This window comes from Bradyrhizobium lablabi (assembly GCF_001440475.1).
GTDB lineage: Bacteria > Pseudomonadota > Alphaproteobacteria > Rhizobiales > Xanthobacteraceae > Bradyrhizobium > Bradyrhizobium lablabi.
Window position 1 is genome coordinate 38,558 of the sequence record NZ_LLYB01000071.1, and the last position, 21,515, is coordinate 60,072.

The 21,515-nt window shown below is 60.2% G+C and carries 20 protein-coding genes, 1 tRNA gene and 1 pseudogene; 7 read left to right on the forward strand and 15 right to left on the reverse strand.

The features are described 5' to 3' along the window. Nucleotides 1–261: 261 nt before the first annotated feature. Nucleotides 262–2,043 carry an acyl-CoA dehydrogenase family protein gene (locus CQ14_RS17680; RefSeq protein WP_057859129.1) on the reverse strand — a complete coding sequence of 594 codons (1,782 nt, stop codon included), beginning with the start codon at nt 2,041–2,043 and terminating at the stop codon, nt 262–264. Nucleotides 2,044–2,322: 279 nt separating this feature from the next. On the opposite strand from CQ14_RS17680, the gene CQ14_RS17685 reads away from it, so the two are divergent. Then, nucleotides 2,323–2,397, forward strand: a tRNA-Gln gene (locus CQ14_RS17685). Between the two features lie 479 nt (nt 2,398–2,876). Here the strand turns inward: CQ14_RS17685 and CQ14_RS17690 are convergent. The 10 genes and pseudogenes from CQ14_RS17690 to CQ14_RS17730 all read right to left on the reverse strand — a co-directional run bounded on the left by CQ14_RS17690 (nt 2,877) and on the right by CQ14_RS17730 (nt 11,225). Continuing rightward, nucleotides 2,877–4,322: a GntP family permease gene (locus tag CQ14_RS17690; RefSeq protein ID WP_057859130.1), complete on the reverse strand. Its 1,446-nt coding sequence runs from the start codon at nt 4,320–4,322 to the stop codon at nt 2,877–2,879. A 33-nt stretch (nt 4,323–4,355) separates the two neighbouring features. Beyond that, nucleotides 4,356–4,591 (reverse strand): annotated as a pseudogene (locus CQ14_RS42330) (AbgT family transporter); the annotation flags it as partial. Between the two features lie 19 nt (nt 4,592–4,610). Beyond that, complete coding sequence (gene yut / locus CQ14_RS17695; RefSeq protein ID WP_057859131.1) at nt 4,611–5,645, reverse strand: urea transporter; 1,035 nt, start codon at nt 5,643–5,645, stop codon at nt 4,611–4,613. A 36-nt stretch (nt 5,646–5,681) separates the two neighbouring features. Next, nucleotides 5,682–6,632, reverse strand: coding sequence for an urease accessory protein UreD (locus tag CQ14_RS17700; protein ID WP_057859132.1), 951 nt, complete (start codon nt 6,630–6,632; stop codon nt 5,682–5,684). Next, nucleotides 6,629–7,273, reverse strand: coding sequence for an urease accessory protein UreG (gene ureG / locus CQ14_RS17705; RefSeq protein WP_057859133.1), 645 nt, complete (start codon nt 7,271–7,273; stop codon nt 6,629–6,631). Before ureG ends, CQ14_RS17700 begins: the two co-directional genes overlap by 4 nt. Before the next feature lie 18 nt (nt 7,274–7,291). Then, complete coding sequence (locus tag CQ14_RS17710; RefSeq protein ID WP_057859134.1) at nt 7,292–8,011, reverse strand: urease accessory protein UreF; 720 nt, start codon at nt 8,009–8,011, stop codon at nt 7,292–7,294. Beyond that, complete coding sequence (locus CQ14_RS17715) at nt 7,995–8,687, reverse strand: urease accessory protein UreE (protein WP_082649921.1); 693 nt, start codon at nt 8,685–8,687, stop codon at nt 7,995–7,997. Before CQ14_RS17715 ends, CQ14_RS17710 begins: the two co-directional genes overlap by 17 nt. 10 nt (nt 8,688–8,697) lie before the next feature. Then, the gene (locus tag CQ14_RS17720; protein WP_057859135.1) at nt 8,698–10,419 is read right to left on the reverse strand and encodes an urease subunit alpha; all 1,722 of its coding nucleotides are present in this window, start codon (nt 10,417–10,419) and stop codon (nt 8,698–8,700) included. Nucleotides 10,420–10,462: 43 nt separating this feature from the next. After that, nucleotides 10,463–10,900: an urease subunit beta gene (locus CQ14_RS17725; protein WP_057859136.1), complete on the reverse strand. Its 438-nt coding sequence runs from the start codon at nt 10,898–10,900 to the stop codon at nt 10,463–10,465. Nucleotides 10,901–10,922: 22 nt separating this feature from the next. Continuing rightward, nucleotides 10,923–11,225 carry an urease subunit gamma gene (locus tag CQ14_RS17730; protein WP_057859137.1) on the reverse strand — a complete coding sequence of 101 codons (303 nt, stop codon included), beginning with the start codon at nt 11,223–11,225 and terminating at the stop codon, nt 10,923–10,925. Between the two features lie 276 nt (nt 11,226–11,501). Here CQ14_RS17730 and CQ14_RS17735 point away from each other — a divergent pair, with 276 nt between their 5' ends. The 3 genes from CQ14_RS17735 to CQ14_RS17745 all read left to right on the forward strand — a co-directional run bounded on the left by CQ14_RS17735 (nt 11,502) and on the right by CQ14_RS17745 (nt 14,325). Continuing rightward, nucleotides 11,502–12,338, forward strand: a complete 837-nt coding sequence (locus CQ14_RS17735) for a high-affinity nickel-transport family protein (protein WP_057859138.1) — start codon at nt 11,502–11,504, stop codon at nt 12,336–12,338. 487 nt (nt 12,339–12,825) lie between these two features. Continuing rightward, nucleotides 12,826–13,539, forward strand: coding sequence for a Bax inhibitor-1/YccA family protein (locus CQ14_RS17740; RefSeq protein WP_057859139.1), 714 nt, complete (start codon nt 12,826–12,828; stop codon nt 13,537–13,539). Nucleotides 13,540–13,620: 81 nt separating this feature from the next. After that, nucleotides 13,621–14,325: a carbonic anhydrase gene (locus tag CQ14_RS17745; protein WP_057859140.1), complete on the forward strand. Its 705-nt coding sequence runs from the start codon at nt 13,621–13,623 to the stop codon at nt 14,323–14,325. 154 nt (nt 14,326–14,479) lie between these two features. Here CQ14_RS17745 and CQ14_RS17750 read toward each other — a convergent pair whose 3' ends face one another. Then, entirely contained in the window at nt 14,480–14,767 is a 288-nt protein-coding gene (locus tag CQ14_RS17750; protein WP_057859141.1) for an efflux RND transporter periplasmic adaptor subunit, read from the reverse strand. 508 nt (nt 14,768–15,275) lie between these two features. Here CQ14_RS17750 and CQ14_RS17755 point away from each other — a divergent pair. The 3 genes from CQ14_RS17755 (at nt 15,276) to CQ14_RS17765 (ending at nt 18,078) form a co-directional block, all read left to right on the forward strand. Next, nucleotides 15,276–16,361, forward strand: a complete 1,086-nt coding sequence (locus CQ14_RS17755; RefSeq protein ID WP_057859142.1) for a PAS domain-containing sensor histidine kinase — start codon at nt 15,276–15,278, stop codon at nt 16,359–16,361. A 102-nt stretch (nt 16,362–16,463) separates the two neighbouring features. Continuing rightward, nucleotides 16,464–17,093 carry a response regulator gene (locus CQ14_RS17760; protein ID WP_057859143.1) on the forward strand — a complete coding sequence of 210 codons (630 nt, stop codon included), beginning with the start codon at nt 16,464–16,466 and terminating at the stop codon, nt 17,091–17,093. Nucleotides 17,094–17,442: 349 nt separating this feature from the next. Further along, nucleotides 17,443–18,078: a response regulator transcription factor gene (locus tag CQ14_RS17765; RefSeq protein WP_057859144.1), complete on the forward strand. Its 636-nt coding sequence runs from the start codon at nt 17,443–17,445 to the stop codon at nt 18,076–18,078. 844 nt (nt 18,079–18,922) lie between these two features. On the opposite strand, the gene CQ14_RS17770 is transcribed toward CQ14_RS17765, so the two are convergent. The 3 genes from CQ14_RS17770 to CQ14_RS17780 all read right to left on the reverse strand — a co-directional run bounded on the left by CQ14_RS17770 (nt 18,923) and on the right by CQ14_RS17780 (nt 21,510). Continuing rightward, a complete protein-coding gene (locus CQ14_RS17770) occupies nt 18,923–19,900 on the reverse strand; it encodes a tripartite tricarboxylate transporter substrate-binding protein (protein WP_057859145.1) in 978 nt (325 codons plus the stop codon). A gap of 22 nt (nt 19,901–19,922) precedes the next feature. Next, nucleotides 19,923–20,636 carry a GntR family transcriptional regulator gene (locus CQ14_RS17775; RefSeq protein ID WP_057859146.1) on the reverse strand — a complete coding sequence of 238 codons (714 nt, stop codon included), beginning with the start codon at nt 20,634–20,636 and terminating at the stop codon, nt 19,923–19,925. 103 nt (nt 20,637–20,739) lie between these two features. Further along, entirely contained in the window at nt 20,740–21,510 is a 771-nt protein-coding gene (locus CQ14_RS17780; RefSeq protein WP_057859147.1) for an SDR family oxidoreductase, read from the reverse strand. Nucleotides 21,511–21,515 lie beyond the last annotated feature (5 nt).

The following is a 21,515-nucleotide window of genomic DNA, read 5'->3' on the forward strand; positions in this document are numbered from 1 at the left end:
ATTGGCTCATTCTTCGGATTGCGAAATGAATGCGCAACGGCCGGAGACTACGGGATCATCTGTTTTTTCAACGGTGTTGCTTCGCTACAACGCGAAACGGCATGGAACTTGTTGTGTATTTTTGGGACTTGTGCACGCTACCCAACAGAGGAACGACGATCGCAGGGCCATACGGCGGATAACGCAGCGCAAATCCGCCTTGGTTCGTCGAATAGCACCTGTGGAGGCCGGTTACGTTTCGCTAACCCACCTTGCGAATTGTCAGCCCAGCAACACCGCGTCCGCGCCGTTCACCGCATCGGCTGAGTCCGTCACCGTCTTCTCTAGCGAGCTTGCCTGCACGGTGATGTTCTCGGCGAAGAACCGCGCCACCGTGACGTAGCGCTGCGGATCGCCGGCCTCGCCATTGCTCTTGGCGGCGAGCGCTTCGCCGGCCAGCATGCAGCCGCCAACCGTTGAGCCGAACAGGCGCAGGTAGGGCGTCGCGCCGGCGAGTGCGTCGTTCGGCGCGGAGGCGACGCGCTCCAGCAGCCATTTGCTGGCGCGTTCGAGCGAGCCAAGTGCGTCGCGCAGTTTTGCGCCCGTGGTGCCGAAGGCGGGATCGTTCGAGGTTTCGACCTGCTTGACGATGCCGCCGAGTTCATCGAGCAGCGCCCACACCGAGGCGCCGCCATTGGCCGCGAGCTTGCGTGTGACGAGGTCGATCGACTGGATGCCGTTGGTGCCCTCGTAGATCGAGGTGATGCGCGCGTCGCGGTAGTGCTGTGCCGCGCCGGTTTCCTCGATGAAGCCCATGCCGCCATGGATCTGCACGCCGAGATACGTCACCTCGTTGCCGATGTCGGTGGAGAACGCTTTTGCAATCGGCGTCAGCAGCGCGCCGCGGGCGGCAGCGTCGGCGCGGACCTTTGCGTCCTTGGCGCGCGTGGCAATGTCGAGCGCGACGGCGGTGGCATAGCAGATCGAGCGCGCCGCAGCCGTCATGCTGCGCATCTGCAGCAGCATGCGCTTGACGTCGGGATGCACGATGATCGGATCGAGCCCGTCGCCTTGTCTGCCGACGGCACGGCCCTGCTTGCGCTCCTGCGCGAAGGTGAGCGCCTGCTGATAGGCGCGGTCGGCAATCCCGACGCCTTCGAGGCCGACGCCGAGGCGGGCCTGGTTCATCATCGTGAACATGCAGAGCATGCCCTTGTTTTCTTCGCCGATGAGGTAGCCGATCGCGCCGCCCTGATCGCCCATGGTCATGGTGCAGGTGGGGGAGGCGTGCATGCCGAGCTTGTGCTCGACGCCGCTAGGATAGATGTCGTTGCGCGCGCCGAGCGAGCCGTCGGCATTGACGAGGAATTTCGGAATCAGAAACAGCGAAATCCCCTTGGTGCCCGCGGGGGCATCGGGCAGGCGCGCCAGCACGAAATGCACGATGTTATCGGTCATGTCGTGATCGCCATAGGTGATGAAGATTTTTGTCCCTTTGATGCGATAGGTGCCGTCGCCGACCGGCTCGGCGCGCGTCCGCAATGCGCCGACGTCGGAGCCGGCCTGCGGTTCGGTGAGCTGCATGGTGCCGGTCCATTCGCCGGAGACGAGCTTCTCCAGATAGATTCGCTTGAGCTCCTCGCTGCCATGGGCGTCCAGCGCCTCGATCGCCGAGAGCGTGAGCAGCGGGCAGAGGCCGAAGGCAATGTTCGAGGCACTCCAGATTTCGGTGCAGGCGGCGTTGATCGCCAGCGGCAGGCCCTGGCCGCCAAATGCTTCCGGTCCCGACACCGCGTTCCACCCGGCAGCCGTCCAGCGCTGATAGGCATCCGGCCAGCCGGGGGCGGTGGTCACCTTGTTGTCCGCCAGCTTGATGCCGTGTTCGTCGCCGACGCGGTTCAGCGGCGCCAGCACGTCGCCGGCGAATTTGCCGGCTTCTTCCAGCACGGCGGCGGTAATGTCGCCGTCGAAATCGCCGTAATGGCCGGCCTTCACAGCCGCCTGCAGCCCGGCGCCGTGGTTGAGCGCGAGCAGAATGTCGGAGATCGGCGCGCGGTAGGTCATGACGAAAATCTCGCTTTTTTGGCCAATGTACTGCCGCCGTCTTCCCACGAAATTTGGGTTCTCTCAACTCTCCGCCGGGCGGTATTCGGCCGCGCTGGCGGCACGAAACCGGCCCGGGAGACCCGGAGTGGTGACCCTTTATAAAGGGTCGGATCAGTGGAGCCGATTTTGGCGTGAAATTCGCCCCCACGGCCTGTTGAAATGGCGTGGCTCCCTCTATAGACCGGCGGGGCCGGACACGGATCGGGCGGTCGATCCGCCTGTTCCAGCCCGGCGTGTTGGGGCGTAGCCAAGCGGTAAGGCAGCGGATTTTGATTCCGCCATTCGGAGGTTCGATCCCTCCCGCCCCAGCCANTTGATATTACTCGTCTAATCGCCCTTTTGGTTGCTTCATTTGGAAGAGCGCGATTCCGCCGCCTGTTGAAGAGAGGATCGCTATGGGGGCTGCAAACGCCGTGCGTGCACCGAGCCCGACACCACGAAGCCAGGGGAAAGAACATCTCATCGGCTGCTGCAGCCGTGGGATTGGCCGGCAATGAACCGGCAGGCGGCTCATTTGGTCGGCGGCGACTGGTGGGCACGAAGTCGCCGGCTACCAAAGTGCGGATGTCTTCCGCCGTGATGACGCCAGTGGCGATGCTTGCGCGGGGTCATATTCGTATTCGGCGTTGCACTCTTTGGCACAGACACCCTTTGGTCATTTGATTGGGCCACCGACAGATTTTGAGGCACTGCAACTGCCGTCAACGCGCCGATAATCAGGGCGCTTGCATAGAAGTCGGATTTTCATGCTTGCCTCCGTGCGTTGCTTCAGATCCGAATGTCACCTCTCGTCAAAATGACCCGAACACCGAACCCAGTATCAGGACAGCAACAAGTGCGATGATGCAACTGACGATCACGGTCATCACCATGTCGAGATAGCTCTCACGGTGAGTAAGACCGCTGGTTTGCAGCAACAGCAACACCGTGCCGTTGTGGGGAAGCGCGTCCAGCGTACCGGCGCTCATCGTTGTTATGCGATGCATCAACTCGGGATCGATGTGATGCTCAGTAGCAAGACGCATAAAGTCGGCGCCAAACGCATTGAGCACAATTGCCATGCCGCCGGAAGCAGTACCGGTCAGCCCCGCCAGCACATTCATGGAGAGAGCCAATGAGACCAGCGGTCCTCCCTGAACCGAGAATACCGCATCGCGAACCAGCGCAAACGCTGGCACTGCAGCAACGACCGCGCCGAAGCCGACAAGACTGGCGATCATCAGCATCGGCAAGGCGGCAGAATTCGCACCCGCGTCGAGAGTTTCGCGCACGGATGGCAAGCGTCGAAAGTTGATGAGAATGACAGTCAAGTTTGCCAACGCGAGGGCCACCAAAACTGACCAGACGCCGGACACGGCCCCGATCGTGATACCGCCCCAGCGGGGCTCGGACAGGAACGAAAAATCGAGCCGCGGGAATACGACGAGCGCCATCAGGAAATTGGTGACGATAACGACGACGATGGGCAGGATGGCCAGGACGAAGGGCGGCCCGCTCTCGGCCCGCTTGCCATGTGGTAACTCGGCCGGGTCGAAGTCGCCCGCCGGTGCCGCCTGCTCGCGGACCATCTCGTTGACGACAGGAGCGATTCCCGCCTCGCCAGCGTAACCTTCGCCAGCCTTGCGCGCGGCCGCCTCAGCACGGCGAAGCCACCACATGCCGAAGACAAAGATGATGGCCGACGCGATGAGACTCAACCCGGGGGCCGCAAAGGTGGTGGTGCCGAAGTACGGCATCGGAATCGCGTTATTGACCGAGGGGGTTCCCGGCATCACCGACATGGTGAAGGTGAATGCACCGAGGCCGACAGCCGCCGGTATCAACCGGGGCGGCAGATTCGTGGCCCGGAACATCTCGTGAGCCAGCGGGGCCAGCACGAAAAACGCCACGAACACGCTCACACCGCCATAGGTCACGATCGCCGAGGCCGCCACCACCGCGAGCATCGTGTGGCTGGCACCTAACTTCTTGGTCAAATACTGCGCGATGGCGCTGACCGAGCCGCTGTCGCCCATGAGCTTGCCGAACAATCCGCCGAGCAGAAACAGGGGGAACCATTGCGCCACAAAACGCGCCGCTCCCGACATGAAAGTTTGCGTCCAGTGGGCGAGGAGCGGTTCTCCCGAGAACACGGCCACGATGATCGCCGCCGGCGGAGCGACCATCAGAATGCTCCAACCCCGGTACGCGAGCCACATGAGCAGGGCGAGACCGAGCAATATCCCAATGAGTCCCATGGTTCGCTTCCTCCTGCAAATCGAGGTTGATGATTAAGTTACTCGCAGGCCCCACGGCAGTGCGAGGGCGAACCAAACCGCGAACATCACCATCCAGAGCACCTGCATCCAAACGAAGTAGGGGAGCATCAGCGCCACTACCGTGCCGACGCCCGCATCCGGCTTGTATTTCCAGGCGATCCCGACCAGGAGGGCGAAGTAGAGTTGATTGGTGTCAGCTGATTCATCATTGAGTCGCCGACGCGATAGGCGGCCAGCACTGCCTCCGGAAAGAGGGGAAAGGCATGGCTAAGTCTCCTTCGCTTCATTGGCCCGTAGCTGGGCGGCAGGCTTCTCGATACTGACAGCAGGTACCTCCTCCAGGCGTTGCCGCGGCAACAGGAACAGCCACGTCACAAGCACGAAAGGAGCCGTCAGAGCCGGAATCGCGAACGGTGTCAGCGCAACGTTCATGGCTGACTGGACGATTACCGTGAACACCGTGGCGAGGACCGTGTAGGCCACGACGCGCCAACTCGGCTGATAGAAGACGGTACCGAGTGCGATTGCCGTCAGTACCGGGCTGAATCCGAGGAGACCGCCGGTGATCAGGTCACTCTCGGCGCCGAAGAGATGGGCCGTCAGCACAGCCAATATCGCGCCTCCGAGAGCGAAGGCGGCGGCTGCGCGCGAGCTCACGGCGAGCCCCGCAAGCAGGAGCAGCGCCGCGATGCTGCTGGCTTTCAGGAAGACCTGCGAAATGCTCAGGAACACGCCCTGAACAAGGTCAATCAGCTGGAGCGGGCTTCCCTTGTAGGGTTGGAACGCGGTCACAACGTTGCCCGTCGGCAGTGCTGCTCCCGCGAGGCCGGAGAATCCATACGTGGCCAACAAGAGAAGCCACGTTGTGAGCACGAACGGAAATGTGAGAGCGCCACCCCAAGGCTTTACGACGTTGGTCGTCGCCAGCATCACGACGACCGATACGGCCGCCCCCAGTATCACATACACCCAAAGCAGCGGTCCGGGCGCCAGAAACGTCGCCAGCGCAAGGCCGACGAGGATGCCGTTGAAGCCGTAGAGTCCGGCATGGAGCGACTCGGTATCGGCGTGGAGCAACTGCGCGGTGAGGTTTGCCGCGACGACCGCGAGGACGCCCGCAACTGCCACCCGGGGAACGCCAGCTGCATATGACCCCCAGGCGATCGCTGCGAGGAAGAGAATCCCGCTTAGCGGGTTGTTTTGAAACATGACTTGCCCCACGCTGCGCAAATTGATGTCCAAGAACCGCAATGCGCCTGACGATGCGGCGAGGCTTTCCCACTTTGCCAGGACCTGTTCCATTGCTGCCTCCTCTGAGGTGTCGTCACCCGCTCTCGGCTAGCGCCATAGATAGCGCGGAGGTAACGCGGCGCCGATGATCTCCTGACGAACGATTTCCCAGAACTCGCGAACCTTGGCCTTCACCTGCGCGGTTTCGTGGCCCAGCACTTTGAAGATCACGCCGGCATCGTTGGGCAGACGACAGGCGCCGAACGCCAGGCCTTCCGCAAAATTCACATCGGCCCCTGCGCGGGCGTGGATGCGTTCGGCCTTGTCTTTGGGAGCGCACAGGATCACGTTGGCGAACACGTCGAAGGAGTCCATCACACCAGTCTGCCGCATCACATATCGCCGTGGCTCGATCACCAGTTTCTCTGCGAACAGGGCACGACCATCGGACCGCGCCGCTGCTGTTGATATCGACAGCACGGTTGCTCCGAAGCACTCGTCCAGATGATGGTGCTTTCGGCCTGGTTGAATAATTTCTGAAAGGAGCAATGTGGCGGACGGAGCGACGCAGATTTGTGTATCGCTGATGAACCGTGAGTGCCGGTGCGGGATTACTGGCTCGGGAAGAAACTCCAAGTATGCGTCATCGGCAAGCGAAATAGTTTGGCTTTGCGCCGCATAGTTGGCGTCCATTGCATGAATCTTGGTTGCCGATTGCGACGTGAGGTGCGCCTGCGCACGTGGACCTAGGGTTATGTCGAGAGCTAGCCTGTCTCCCTGCAGCAGGCAGCCCGTGGTGGTGATTAGAAATACGCAGGCCAAATCTGGCATTTGTTCGTCGCAATGCAACGCGCGCTGCACCATGTAGGGAACGCGGCGTTCCAGGTTTGCCAGGATCGTTTTGCCAGAGCGGTGTTCGAAACCCAGGCGGAGGAAGCCGGTCTTGCCCACAGTGCCGCTGCTCATCTGCGGCGGCTCATCCTGGAACGAGGCGAATTCCGGCATCGATGCGCCGAGCGCTTCAGCGCGCGCCCAGGGAGGGAAGGGTGCCGGTATCATGCTGAACGCCGTGCACGCGGGTTGACATCGAACAGGAACTCCCGCTCGATCAGCGCGACCAGTTCTGGAATGCCTTCCCCCGTCTTGCAGTTCGTGAACAGGAACGGCTTGCTACCGCGCATTATCGCTGAGTCCTGTTTCATCACCTCAAGGCTGGCCCCGACGTGGGGGGCAAGATCCGTCTTGTTGATCACCAGGATGTCGGAATACGTGATCCCGGGTCCGTTCTTGCGAGGGATCTTATCGCCCGCGGCGACGTCGATCACGTAAATGAAGTAGTCCACCAGCGCCGGCGAGAAGGTCAGCGTCAGATTATCGCCTCCGCTTTCGATCAGCACGACATCGCTATCCGGGAAGCGCCGTTCCATATCCTCGACCGCAGCGAGGTTCATGCTTGGGTCTTCGCGGACCGCGGTATGAGGACAGGCGCCTGTCTCCACTCCGAGAATGCGTTCCTGGAGCAGAACACCCTTGAGGGTACGCTGAACGTGCTTGGCGTCTTCGGTCGTCACCACGTCATTGGTGATGATAAGCACCTTGATGCCGAGGTCGAGCAAACGCGGTGTAATGGCTTCCACGATCGCGGTCTTACCTGACCCGACCGGTCCGCCGATGCCGATACGCGTGATATTCTTCGACATCCGAAGCTCCCTTCAACGTCAGCTCATGAACAGGCGCACATGCGCCCTGGCATGGACGGCGGCCAGAACGTCCGTCAACGGCGCAAAACCTGCCATGTCCGACAACCGCGCCGTCGCGGCGGTCTCGTACATCCCTGCCGCTTGTCCGGTCAGCTCGTAGAGAATCTTCTGCGTCTCGATGTGGCTGACTTTCATCAACCGCAAGGCCGCACCGAGGATCGTTGTCGAAACGCCGTACTGGTGCACGAGAAACGCCTGGCTGGCGGGCAGATCCTGTACGGCAAAATTGATGGCCAGGGCTATCGGGTAGCAACCGGGGGTAACGGACCTTTCAATGCATTCACGCCAGGTGCGAAGCAGCGGCGCGCCCACCACCTCCACACCCATCTCCGTGAACTTCTTGCCCATGCGCACCGACATCGTCCGCGCTTCGTCTGAAAGCTTGCGCGCGTATGCCTGCGCATCGATCCGGATAAGGATATCGACGTCTCCCGAAGTCGCCGCGCGATGCGCGGCGATCAGCGCGATGCCGTCACCGCGCGCCGCTTGCTCCAGCGCGGTGCGCGCGAACGCTCGAAGCGTCGCCGCGTCGGTGACGACACCCTCCTGAATGGCGGATTCCAGGCCGGAGGAAAACGCGAATGCGCCAATGGGAAACATCGAGTCACCAAACTGCAGCATCCGCGAGAGAAATGCAGTGCTGCTCGATGCCTCGACGCCATCATTCTCGATGATCATGCGCAGAACCGACCGTTGCCGGCGATGTTTGTCCCTGAGCGGTGGCTCCCGGATGGGCGTGGACGTGCGTCGGTGGATGTCCGTACACGCGTCCCGTCTCGGCCTCGACACCGGCATAGCTCTCATGCGTGTGTGAATGCACCGGCCCCTCCGCGCCACCGAAAAGCCGACGTGATTCATGCGGAGCGAGGTAGGGAACGACCTCTCGGCCGGCTACGAATTCGTAGCGGATTCCTTCAAAACGGTGCGTGTTCATGACCGACGTCATCACCTTGCGATCGACCGTGAGCGGGACGTAGACGAGGCGGCCCTTGACCAAAGCCGGCCAATGCTGATTACCCATTGCATGGCCCAGTTCAACGCATGTGCGCATTGCCACTTCGGGCGCAAGGTGCGCTATCTCGTCGAGATGCACGACCATCACGTCACGCAGCTCGATCCTCGCGACCAGCGCCGTGCGCGCTTGGGCATCCCAGAGCAGCACGTCTCCATCGCGGATATGGGTGTTGCGGTCCATTGAGACTGCGATCTCCACGCCCTTTGCGGTCGTCTTGCGGAAGCGGCTCTTCTGCGCCTCCCACTGGTCGATCTCCAGCAAGTCCGTGTTCGCGGCAGACAAGCGCTTGGCCCATTCCCCATCGCCGATGTTGCCCAGAACGGATTTGATGAGAATCATGGCGAGCGCCTTAACTGAAGAAATACTTCTGATTTAGCGAGACTGTCGTCAGGGGCTGCACTGTCGCGTGCTTGCCGTCGACTGTTACGGCGAATGTTTCCGGACTGACTTCAATTTTCGGCGTCCCGGCATTTCTGACCATATCGCGCTTGCCGATCTTGCGCACATTTCGCACCGGCATCACCTGGCGGCGAAGCGCCAGCCGCTCCTTGATTCCGGCAGCATGAGCGACGCCGGAGACGAACGTGATGCAGTTGGCCGCCAACGCATCGCCATAGGCGCCGAACATGGGCCGATAGTAGGTGGGCTGCGGCGTCGGCAGCGACGCGTTTGGATCGCCCATTACCGCCCAGCTGATAAAGCCGTTCTTGATGACGATCTTGGGCTTGGCGCCAAAGAAGGCCGGCTCCCAGAGGACGAGGTCGGCGATCTTGCCGACCTCGACCGAGCCCAGCACGTCGGCAATACCGTGGGTGATCGCCGGGTTGATGGTGATCTTTGCCACGTAGCGCAGCACCCGGAAATTGTCGTTGCCCGGCGCGTCCTCCGGCAGTTTGCCGCGGCCGGTCTTCATCGCATCGGCGGTCTGGATGCAACGCAGCCAGCATTCCCCGATGCGTCCCATGGCCTGCGAATCGCTGGAGAACATCGAGATTACGCCGAGGTCCTGAAGGACGTTTTCCGCGGCGATGGTCTCAGCGCGGATGCGACTCTCAGTAAATGCAACATCCGACGGGATGTCGGGGCTGAGGTGGTGGCACACCATGATCATGTCATAGAGCTCCGCCTGCGAATTGATGCCGTAGGGGAGCGTGGGATTGGTCGAGGATGGCAAGACGTTGGGAAGGCCCGCGATCTTGATGATATCAGGCGCGTGGCCGCCGCCGGATCCTTCGGTATGAAACGAGTGGACCGTCCGACCCTCAAACGCTTCGATCGAATCGTCGACGAAGCCGGATTCGTTCAGCGTGTCGGTATGGATGCACACTTGAGTGTCCGTCTCGTCTGCGACGGTTAGCGCGGACCGAAGCACCGCGGGGGTGGTGCCCCAGTCTTCGTGACATTTCACGCCGACCGCACCCGCCTCGATCTGTTCAACCAGAGCCGCCTTGCCGTGTCCGTGCCCCTTGCCGAGGATGCCGACGTTGAGTGGCCAGTTTTCGAACGCGCGCAACATCATACTTATGTTCCCGGGACCCGACGTGACCGTTGTGGCATAGGAGCCGTCCGAGGGACCGGTGCCGCCACCGATCAATGTCGTGGTGCCGTTTGAGAGCGCCGCCTGCGCCTGCTGCGGAGAAATAAAGTGAATGTGTGTGTCGATCCCGGCGGCCGTCAGGATCAGATGTGAGCCGGAGATGGCATCGGTGGTCAGGCCAATCTCCAAGCCAGGCGTAACACGATCCATCGTCTGCGGATTGCCGGCCTTGCCGATCGCACTGATACGGCCGTCCCTGATCCCCACATCCGCTTTCACCACGCCCAGCACCGCGTCGATCACGGTCACGTTGGTGATCACGAGGTCAGGAGCACCGCCCGCCCGCGTCACCTGATTGTCCATGCCCATGCCCTCACGCATGCTCTTGCCACCGCCGAAGACGAGCTCGTCGCCGTAGCCGCCGCGTAAATCGCGCTCTATTTCGACGAACAAACCCGTATCGCCCAAGCGGATGCGGTCACCTGTCGTTGGACCGAAGAGGCCGACATATTCTTGTCGAGACATGGTAGGCATGGTGGCCTCATTCTACATTTGTCTTTCGACCCGACCTCACGCCTTATCTCGAGCGGAAGCCTCGCTGCGCCGCCTGCGCTACCGCCCTTGATTTGACCGTGGCGGCGTCCTTGCCTGCGGTAGGACCATCGACGAGATTGTTGAAGCCATAGACGGCGCGTTTGCCGCCGTAGGGAACGAGCTGAACCTCGCGTTCGTCACCGGGCTCGAACCGCGTTGCCGTCGATGAGGGAATGTTCAGGCGCAACCCGAAGGCCGCCGCGCGATCGAATTCCAGCGCACGATTGACTTCGAAAAAATGGAAATGCGATCCGACCTGTATCGGGCGGTCACCCGAATTGCGCACCTTAAGCGTCGTCACCGGACGATCGGCATCGAATGTGACCGCCGCTGAACTGCACACATAACCGCCGACCGGCACGTCCTTTGTTGCCGGGTCGACATTTCCGGCAACAGCGGGGCCGATTTTTGGTCCAGCCATGTTTAGCCTCCTGTCAGGGCACTCACTGGACGGGCGTGTGCACCGTCACCAGGCGACTGCCGTCGGTGAACACCGCCTCGATCTGCACCATCGGAATAAGATCGGCGACGCCATCCATCACATCAGCCTTGGTCAGGACGGTACGCGCCTCGTTGGTTACGTCTTCGATTGTTTTCCCAGCGCGCGCGCCATCAAGGGCGACCGCTGAGATGACAGCGACGGCTTCGGGATAATTGAGCTTGAGGCCCTTGGCTCTTCGCTTTAACGCGACATCTGCCATCATGTAGACGAGCAGCTTGTCGAACTCTCTCGGAGTAAGCTGCATGCAATCCTCCGGGTCCTGCCTGGCTTGCTTTACTCAGGGATAAGCAGGAGCACGATTGAGCTAATTGCTGTCGCCTCCATGGAACCTCGTCAGAATCTCCGCGCAACGACAGCTACTCGACATTAGGTGGACCACGACTGGGGCGTGTCAATCAGGGTTCTCCCCCGGTCTTCTATCGGAATCACCCTGATGGACCAGCTGTTGCTGGTGGCCGTATCGTCTTGAGCGACCCGCGTGAAAAGTTCTTGGCTTCGATGCCATCTTGAAATGTGCGCAATGAGCGAAGTCGCCCTGAACGTCGTGTCCTTCCTGTTTCTCGGCTTCTTCCTCGGAATGCGGCATGCAACCGACGCCGACCACGTGGTCGCCATTGCAACAATCGTCAGTCGCGAGCGCAGCGTGGCGGGCTCGGCGCTGATCGGCGCCGCCTGGGGCGTGGGGCACACCGTAACGGTCATCGCGGTCGGCGCGGCAATCATCGTGTTCGGGGTCGTCATTCCGCCGCGGCTCGGCATGTCGATGGAGTTTGCCGTCGGCATCATGCTGGTCCTGCTCGGCGTGCTTACCCTGGCAGGCATGCGCCGCACGGGCGGCGTGGCCCACGCGCATGTGGGCGTTTCCGACGCACAGGAGCCCGGCGTCCACGATCATCTCCATGCGCACGGCGACTATTTGCACCGGCACCCGCATGGTCACGGCCCCGGCGCGCACGGGCACGCCGACGAGCACACGCCACTGGCGCGGCTCGACCGCAGCGGGCTCGGCCGGATCGCGTTCTATGGCTGGCTGCGACCCTTCGTGGTCGGCCTCGTGCACGGCCTGGCAGGGTCGGCCGCCGTCGCCCTGATGATCCTGTCTATCATCCGCGAACCGATGGCCGCGCTCGGGTATCTGCTGCTGTTCGGGCTCGGGACTATCGTTGGAATGATGCTGATCACGCTGATCCTGTCGGCGCCGTTTGTGTTCACTGCTGTCAATCTGCCGAAATTCAATTGGCGGCTCCGCGTGGCATCGGGCCTAGTCAGCTTCGGCTTCGGGGTCGTCCTGATCTACGGCATCGGCTTTGCCGAGGGCGGTCTGTTCACCGACGCGCCGATCTGGGAGCCTCGTTGACCCCGTGCGCGGCTTGGGGTCAGCGGCAAGCCAGGAGTCGTAAGTCTGCTCCGCTGCCCACACCGATTGACCGCTGGGAAACCGAAGGCCAGCTATCTTTCAGGGTAATTTCCGGTCTCCACTAGGGTGATCATCTGATGTCACGCGGTGCGGCAGTAGCGCAGGCTCGCGGAAACATCGTCCGGTGCGGCGTGGAGACGCGCGTGCAGGTCTGCGACTGCGATAAATCTCTCGTCGGCAAGAACGCCGACGCCATCGCGCAGTAGCTGAGCGGCTAGCTAATCTCGCATCTCCGGTGCAAATCGGCGGAGTTGGAACATGCTGGAGGGTGGGATAGGCACAGACGGGCAGATGCCGCAATTGCATTGCTCATGACTGAAGTTGATGCGCCAGCAACAACAGAAATCCAATTGACCGGTAGATTGGGCTTATCGGCTTCCGTGAGGAAGCGCCCCGGCGGATCGTCGGGATCAGGAGGAACAAGACCATGTCGGATTACGATCGAAATGCCGGAACGTCTGGCCTTCCCGTCGACGCCGCCATCGCGATAGACGCCGGCCTGCGCGCCTACATGCTGCGCGTGTACAACTACATGGCCGCAGGTGTTGGCCTCACCGGCGTTGTCGCGTTTTTCACCTACCAGTTCACCGGCCCTGAACTACTGCAGAGTCCGCTGATGTGGGTGCTCATACTGGCCCCGCTGGGGCTGGTGTTTTTTATCAGCGCACGGATCAACACGTTGTCAGTGGAAGCGGCGCGAGGATTGTTTTTCCTCTATGCGGCCCTGGTCGGGGCTTCATTGTCGACCATTTTTCACATCTACACGCAATCCTCGATCACGCGGGTGTTCTTTATCTCGGCGGCGGCCTTCGGTGCGCTCAGCATCTGGGGCTACACCACTCAGCGAAACCTGTCGGGATTCGGAACTTTCCTGTTTATGGGCCTGGTCGGCATCATTATCGCGAGCCTCGTTAATCTGTTCCTGAGATCGAGCGAACTGGACTGGATGATTTCCATCATCGGTGTCGGCGTCTTTGCGGGCCTTACGGCCTACGATACGCAGCGGATCAAGGGCATGTACGACCGCGGCGATGACGCCACTTCTGCGGGCCGCAAGGCCGTGATGGGCGCGCTTTCGCTCTACCTCAACTTCATCAACCTTTTCATGATGCTGCTGCGTCTGATGGGTGGGCGACGGTAAAGTATGCGGTTTCAGAAGCGGGGAGCGAATAGGGACCGGGAGAGCAATTGGGATTGATGAAAACAGGGAAGGAGCGATCTTATGTGCAATTCTTGCTCGCAAGCAGGTCCCAGCCGTCGGTCGTTGTTGCTAGGGGGCGCTGCACTCGCAACGACTCCTCTCATCGGAAGTGTCGCTCAAGCCCAGCCCGTGTCGGCCGCCGACACGCCGGAAGCAGCGTTGAAACTAATGACCGAGGGCAACGAGCGCTATGTGGCGAACCAGCCGCGCGAACGGGATTTCTCTGCCGGACGCGCGAGCCGAGCACTTGGTCAAGCTCCCTTTGCAGCGATTTTTAGCTGCGCAGATTCTCGGGTCGCACCCGAACTCGCTTTTGATCAAGGGCCGGGAGATCTGTTTGTTGTTCGCGTTGCCGGCAATTTCGTAACGATCGAGGGGCTTGCGAGTTTGGAGTTTGGCGCTGCGGTGCTCGGCACCAAGTTGATCATGGTGCTCGGCCACAGCAGTTGTGGCGCGGTCAATGCCACCGTCGCGGCACTTCAGAAGGGCAACGATCTGCCCGGACACATCGCGGATCTGGTGCGGGCCATGAAACCGGGTATTGAAGAGGAAATGAAAAAAGCCGGTCCGGATCTCGAGCAGCGCGCTGTTGTCGCGAATGTACGCCATAATGTGAAGCGACTGGAACAGGCAACCCCGATTCTGGCGGAGATGGTGGCCAACAAGAAGCTCCGCGTGGTCGGTGCAGTATATGATCTTCCCACGGGAAAAGTCGCCATGGTTTAGTTTCGGGTGCCCATTCGATTCGAAGGGGAAAAGCGTTTGCGTCAAGACGCCTTTTCGCTGGCGCAAATCATCCTTCCTGGCGGAATGAGGTTCGCGTCCTGCGATTCTGCGCGCCATTTCTACCGCGCGAGCACCGCGGTACCCAGCGCAATGGTCAGTACGTGTTCAACTCGTTTTGTGGTTCAAGTCGCGCCATTATTTGCCCGGCTTGCACCCGTTCTCCGAGCTTGCCGCTCTTTTCCAGCAGGCGCCCGGAAATCCGAAACGCCACGCTCACTTCATCCTCGGCTTCGATACGGCCGGTAAATGTAAGCGCTTGGCCACCCTCGCGCTTCTCAACGGTTACGGTTCGAACTGGGCGGGCTGCCGGAGCTGCGGTTTCTGTGTCTCTCTGACAAGCCGCGAGCGACAACGCCGGTGCGATCGCAACAAGCGCCGTCATCAGCAATCGATACGATTTCGTCCTGCCGAAGCGTGAAGGCATGGCAAGACCTATGAAATGCTGATCGACCCAGGTGAGTATTTTCGGCCGGGGCGAAGACCCTCCGCCATCAGCAAAAGTACTGAGCGGTCCTGCTGATTGCCGAGGCCTTCAGTCAGTAGGCATCTCGTTTTGGCGTTGTCTACGGCGTGGTCATTAAGTAACTGAAATCGCGTTCAATCTTTAATTGTGACGGGGCGGAACTGAAAAATTCGAGCAAAATGAGATGTACAAATTGTGCCAAAAAGGTCGCCTTTTCTGATACGAAAACAGATGCTTGACGAGTGTTTTTCAGAGGGTATTTACTTAAGTAAGCCCAGCGCGCGATGTGGACTTAACGTTACGCAAGGAAAGCGACTAGTTCGATAGGCCGCGCGATCTGGGGAGTATCAGGGGCAAGACCGTGATGGGTCCCCGACCAGCGTACCACAAGCTCCACTGGATGCATGCTCCGGAATATCTCTTCGGAATGCAGATTTCGGATGTCGGACAGTTTTTCTACGAGAGCATGAATCCGGCTTTCGAACGCTCGCTCGGAATTTCAATCGCGAGCGAAAGAGCAATTCATGAATGCATGAGCGAAGAGGACGCAAAGTCCATTTGCGCTTCCTGCGATGCATGTGTGGCTACGGGAAGGTCAGTTCGCTACCGGCAACGCCTTACTCTCGGTGGACGTCGGCGCGAGTTTGATACGACGATCAATCCCGTCCGTGATTCCCAAAGCGGGAAGATTGTCAAGCTAGTCGGTAGCCACCGGGCGGTCGAAGAGCGGGTGACTGTCGATGCTGCCGACGGGACGGCGAAAAGGCGGGCTGCAGCAGGACTCGAGCTCCGGCTGTTATCGCTTCAGGAAGAGGTGCAGCAGCGGATTGCATCCGACCTACACGACTCGACTTGTCAGCATTTGATCGCCGCCAGCCTGAACATGATGCGATTGAGGCGCGCAATAGGCGATAATGATCATGCAGAGAGGATCATCGACGATATCGATGCGTCGATCGACCGGGCGCAGAGGGAGATCCGGGCCTTTACCTATCTGTTGCATCCCCAGAATCTGCTAACCGATGGCCTGAAGATTACGATCGAACAATTCGTAGACGGATTTTCGGCGCGCACTTCACTGAAGTCCAGTCTCCAGATCGCTCCCGAGGTTGATAGATTATCCTACGAGCGGCAGCGCGCTGTGCTGAGAGTTATTCAGGAAGCCCTCGCGAACGTCTTCCGTCATGCCCAAGCGACCCATGTGAAAGTCGCGATGGAAGCTACGGATACGCATTTCAAGCTTCGGGTTGCTGACAATGGCCGCGGCATGCCAACCCATCAGGCGAGATCGGGCCCTAAGGCGGTTTCATTTGGCGTCGGAATTCCGGCAATGAGAGCCAGATTGCGGCAGTTGGGCGGTACTCTGGAAATCCGCTCTTCATCAGCGAAAGGGGGGCGAGGTACTACGTTGCGCGCAGATCTACCGCACTGCCTCTCGCTCAAGAGAACGCGGCAGCCGGCACAGCGTCAGAGCCATCTAGGATACGATGGATCCATCGTAGAGCCGCATTAAACGGCTGCTCGAAATCTTGGAGGAGCGTGGAGTCCAGGGAAGTTTGCGAGCGAATAGAAGGTCGAGACCCGACGCGATGCGGCATTTGAGCTTTCTTCGATCATGAAACGGATTCTTATAGCTGACGATCATGAGACGGTGCGATCCGGACTACGTGCCGTGTTGGAAGGGCGCGCCGGCTGGGAAGTCGTTGTTGAGGCACGCGATGGCAAGGAGGCGGTCGCGGGGGCCTTAGAAAAAAAGCCTGACGTTGCCATTGTTGACTACGCGATGCCCCTTATGACCGGAATAGAAGTTGCACGGCGCATCAGGGAACATCAGCAAGAAACCGAAATACTCATTTTCACGATGCATGACTCAGATGTGCTTGCTTTGCAGGCCTTCCGGGCAGGTGCCCGTGCATTTTTGCTGAAGTCGGATGCGAATAAGATGCTCTTGGCGGCCGTCGAGTCATTGATAACTCATAAGCCCTTCTATGCGGGCTCGTTCGTGAGCGAACTAAAGGGTATGGTGACGGGAAAGGGCGACCCAAACCAAGTGCTCTCGCCTCGAGAGAAGACGATCGTAAGACTGGTTGCAGAAGGGTACAGCAATAAGGGTGTGAGCGCGATTTTGAATCTCAGCATAAAGACTACGGAAACGCATCGAGCGGCAGCTATGCGCAAGCTTAACATTAATTCGACAGCAGGCCTGGTTCGCTACGCGGTTCGTAGCAAGCTCGTGGAGGCATGAGAACACGGTTCATCCGTCTGAGAGAAAGCGAGTTCGCGCCAAGATCAGCGCAACTTCGAACGTCGAGTCCCGACCAGAGGTAGAGTCCTGGTTTACTGGATCGTCTCGTGAGATTGCGTGGACCCCTTGCACGGAGGTCGGGGAGGCTGGACCAACCAGATGGTGAGCGCCGGCGCCTTTGCGGTATCGAAAAGTGCTCAATCGAGAAGATCCGGACACTCATCCACCGAGTTTCAGGGTTTTGTGCGATTACCGGCAGGCAAGCCGGTCAGTACAATGAGTCAATCCTACAGTCGCATCGCTATCGTCGATTGCCTGGCCAGTGGCTCCAACGGACAGGAACGTCACTGTGAAGCAGATCCTGATTGCGGACGACCATGAAGTCGTTCGCTCTGGCCTTCGCGCGATCATCGAAACGCGCGCCGACTGGATTGTGGGCGGAGAAGCAATCAATGGTCGAGAGGCTGTTGCGTTAGCTTTGAAAATGAAGCCGGATCTCGCAATCGTCGATTACTCGATGCCCGTCATGAATGGGTTGGAGGTCAGCCGTCGAATTAGATTGCATCATCTACAGACAGAAGTGCTCATTCTCACAATGCATGAAAGCGAGGAGATTCTGACGGAAGTGCTTTTGGCGGGCGTGCGGGGGATCTTGCTAAAATCAGATGCGAGGAGCCACCTTACTACAGCTATTGAAGCGCTACTTGACCATCGACCTTACTTCACCAGTATTGTGTTGGAGAGGTTGCTTCATGACTATCAGGCAAACAAAAAAAACAAATCGGAGATCTTGCTATCTTCGCGAGAACAGAGCGTTGTTCAGTTAATTGCAGAAGGGCACACCAACAAGTCCGTGGGCGAGGTCTTGAACCTCAGTGTGAAGACGGTCGAGACCCATCGCGCATCGGCAATGCGTAAACTCAATATTTCATCGACTGCCGAGTTGGTCCGGTATGCTATTCGTACAAAATTGATCGGACCTTGAAAGGAAGGTTCTTTTGGCCAGCTGAACCTGCTCTTTGGGTTGAGAAAATGCGAAGCGTCGTCAATGACGTGAGCGATATGCGGAGGGGGCGATTCGTGGTGAGTGCGATGGCGACATGCAGCATCTGGCAGGCAGATGCCAAATGCCCGTGACTTCGCCCGGCTCGTGCTCACCAGAAAATGGAAAGTGCGAAGGAAGTGCTGCACTCGCGAGCGTCCGATCATGCCAGTTTCTCTCGTTCCGTTTCCGACGAGCTTCGCGAGCCCGCAAAAGGGACTGTGACTGTCACCTCGCGCGTCCGGGATGCGTGCTTGTGATGCACCAGGGACGAAGCGTGTCTCTTCGCAGTCGGCGCGCGGCCTCATTGTCTTAGGTTTTTCAGGACGGATTCTCCCTGCGAGGGCTGCTCTTCATTTGGAAACGATCGCCAAGCTATTGAAATTGCTCGATCGCGTTTCGGCTATCTTTTCCAAATGCGCCTTGAAATTGTTGAACAATCAAGCGGATTTTGATTCCGCCATTCGGAGGTTCGATCCCTCCCGCCCCAGCCANGAGCTAATGCACTGAATTCATTAGCTAAATATTCAGTGAATGCCGATGGAAAGCCTCGCGGGCTTGAACGCTGCTTGGCTTGCTAGAAATCGAAGTGAGCATTCGAACGCTGCTTGCGGATCGCAAGCCCGCAATCGGTGTCAGATTGCGTTGCCTCGAGCCCTTTCTGCGCCAAGAGATGTGCATGTCGTTTGCGAGTTGCAGCCAACGCTCGCATCATCGTTTCCCTGGCGTAGCCGCGCCACCACAAGTTCGGCCGCTGCTGGTTCGGGAAAACCCGCTCGGCCTTCTGCTACTGCGGCTCGATTCCCGCCGCCTTGATAATTCGTCCCCACTTGGCGATTTCAGCCCGAAGGAACGCCTCCAGGGCTTCCGGGGTCGCGCGTTCTTGCTCGACCGGGGTCATGCTGAGTTCGGCAAAGCGACTGACGAGCGTTGGGTCCTTGAGGGCGGTCTGAAGGGCAGTGACCAGCGTGGTGACCACGGGCTTTGGTGTGCCGCGCGGCGCATAGAGGCCGTACCAAGTGGTTACGTCGAATGCGGGAAGGCCGGCTTCGGCCGACGTCGGCACGTCCGGTAATGTCGCGACGCGCTTCTTGCTGGTGATCGCATAGCCCTTGATGGTGCCCGCCTGGATATGGGGCGTCGGCCCGGTAGCTGGATCGCAATAGACGTCGATATGACCCGCGATAACGTCATTCAGCGCGGGACCGCCGCCTTTGTAATAAACCGGCGTCAGCTTGGTGTCGGTGGTGCTCATGAACATCAATCCGCATAGTTGCGAAGCGGAGCCGAGCCCGACATTGCCGAACGTCGTCTTTTCGCCGTCGCTGCGGATGCGGGCGACGAGCTCGCTCAAGTCCTTGGCCGGAAAGTTCGGCCGCGCCACGAGGACCATCGGCACGTCGGTGACGAGGCCGATCATCGAGAAATCGCCGACTGGATCGAATGGCAATTTGGCATAGAGCGCCGGAGCGGTCGCCTGGCCGACATGCATCAGGAGCAACGTGTAGCCGTCGGGCGGCGCCTTTGCGACGCGATTGGTGCCGAGCGTGCCGCCGGCGCCGACCGCGTTCTCGATGACAAACGACTGCTTCAGCGTCGTGCTCATCGCGGTCGCGAGGATACGGGCGATCACGTCGCCGGGGCCGCCGGCAGAAAAGGGCACGATCATCGTGATCGGACGGGTGGGATAATCCTGCGCGAACGCCGCCGTGTTCGAGAGAGGCAGCAGCAGAAGCAACAAAAGCGATCGTACCAGAAACATCATCGAACACTCCCATTCGCTTCTCCTATTCGTCGGGAAGCGTATTCTCCTTGGCCGGCATCCGCTGGATCATGTCGAGCGCGGCCACCGCTGCCGCCTTGACGTGATCGATGCAGCAGCGTTCGGCGAGTTCCTCATCTCCGCTCTGGATCGCGCGCCAGATCGCGGTTACCTCACGAAGGCTCTTGTTGATCCGCTTCGGTTGAGACATCGAGGTGATCCGCAACAGCGTGATCCGGTCATGCAGCGGCTTGAGCATCCGTTCGACGAAACTGTTGCGACAACCACCGATCAATGCGGCATAGAAATCCGTTTTAGCCTCAAGGCACCCCACGAGGTCCTGTTTGGCGGCGGCCGCCTTGAGCCGTGTCAACGCATCGCCGATCCGGTGCACCACGTCCGGGTCGCGCAGGCGGGCGCATTCCCGGCCCGCGTATCCTTCGAGCACCGCCCGGGCGGCGTAGAGCTGCTTGGCTTCCTCGAGGCTGATCGTGCTGACAACGGGGCCGCGGTGCGGCACCGTGTTGACAAGCCCGTCGGCTTCCAGAACCCGCAGCGCCTCGCGGATCGAGGGCCGGCTGACCCCCATCATTTCGCAAAGCTCGCGCTCGACCAGCCGCTGGCCCGGCTTCAACGTGCCGGACATGATTGCCTCGCGCAGCTTCTGGGCGACAATCGCCCGGACGGTCGGGACGTCCTCGATGCGAAGCGTAGACTGCAGTTTGGCGCGTCGGTCCATTTGCGAGGTGCCTTCTATCCCGGGTTCACCAGCGATCTACCGGCAGAATCAGCATTTCCGCAATTTGAAGGTGGGGCCATTTGCCCCGAAAAACCGGTTTTGCTCATGCAATCGACCAGCCTCCGTCGATCGGCAAGGTGGCCCCCGTGATGTCCTGAGCCGCGGCGCTGCAGAGGAAGGCCACCAGCGCGCCGACCGCCTCCATTCCGATGAACCGGCGGGAGGGCTGACGCTCGGCCAGATAGTTTTCGGTGGCGTCTTTCACGGTCCTGCCGGCCTGGGCGGCGATGGCCGCGATCTTGCTCTCGATGGCGGGCGTCGGCAGCGTGCCAGGGGCAATCGCGTTGCAGGTGATGCCCGTGCGCGCCGTTTCCAGCGCGACGGCGCGGGTGATGCCGAGGATCGCGGTTTTGGTGGTAACGTAGTCGATGCGATCCTCGATAGCACGGGTCGAGTAGATCGAGGCCATGTTGATGATGCGACCCCAGCCGCGCTGCTTCATGGCGGGGAGCGCCAGGCGGATCAGGTGAAAGGGCGCGGACAGATTTACCGCCAGTGCGCGATCCCACTCATCGGGAGGAAAATGCTCCACGGCAGCGAAATGCCGGACCACGGCATTGTTGACGAGGATATCGATCGCGCCGCAGCGGCCGAGCAGGCCCGCCATCATGGCCTCGATAGCGGGCCGTTGCGACAAATCGGCTTCGGCGGCAATAACCGTGACGTCGAAGCGTGCGCCAAGGCGATCGGCGGCCTCTTGGGGCGCGACGAGATCGTGCAGGACGATATTGGCCCCCGCGCCGGCAAGGCTTTCCGCCACGGCCAATCCGAGGCCGGCGGTTGCTCCGGTTACGAGTGCCCATTTGTCCTTCATGGCGC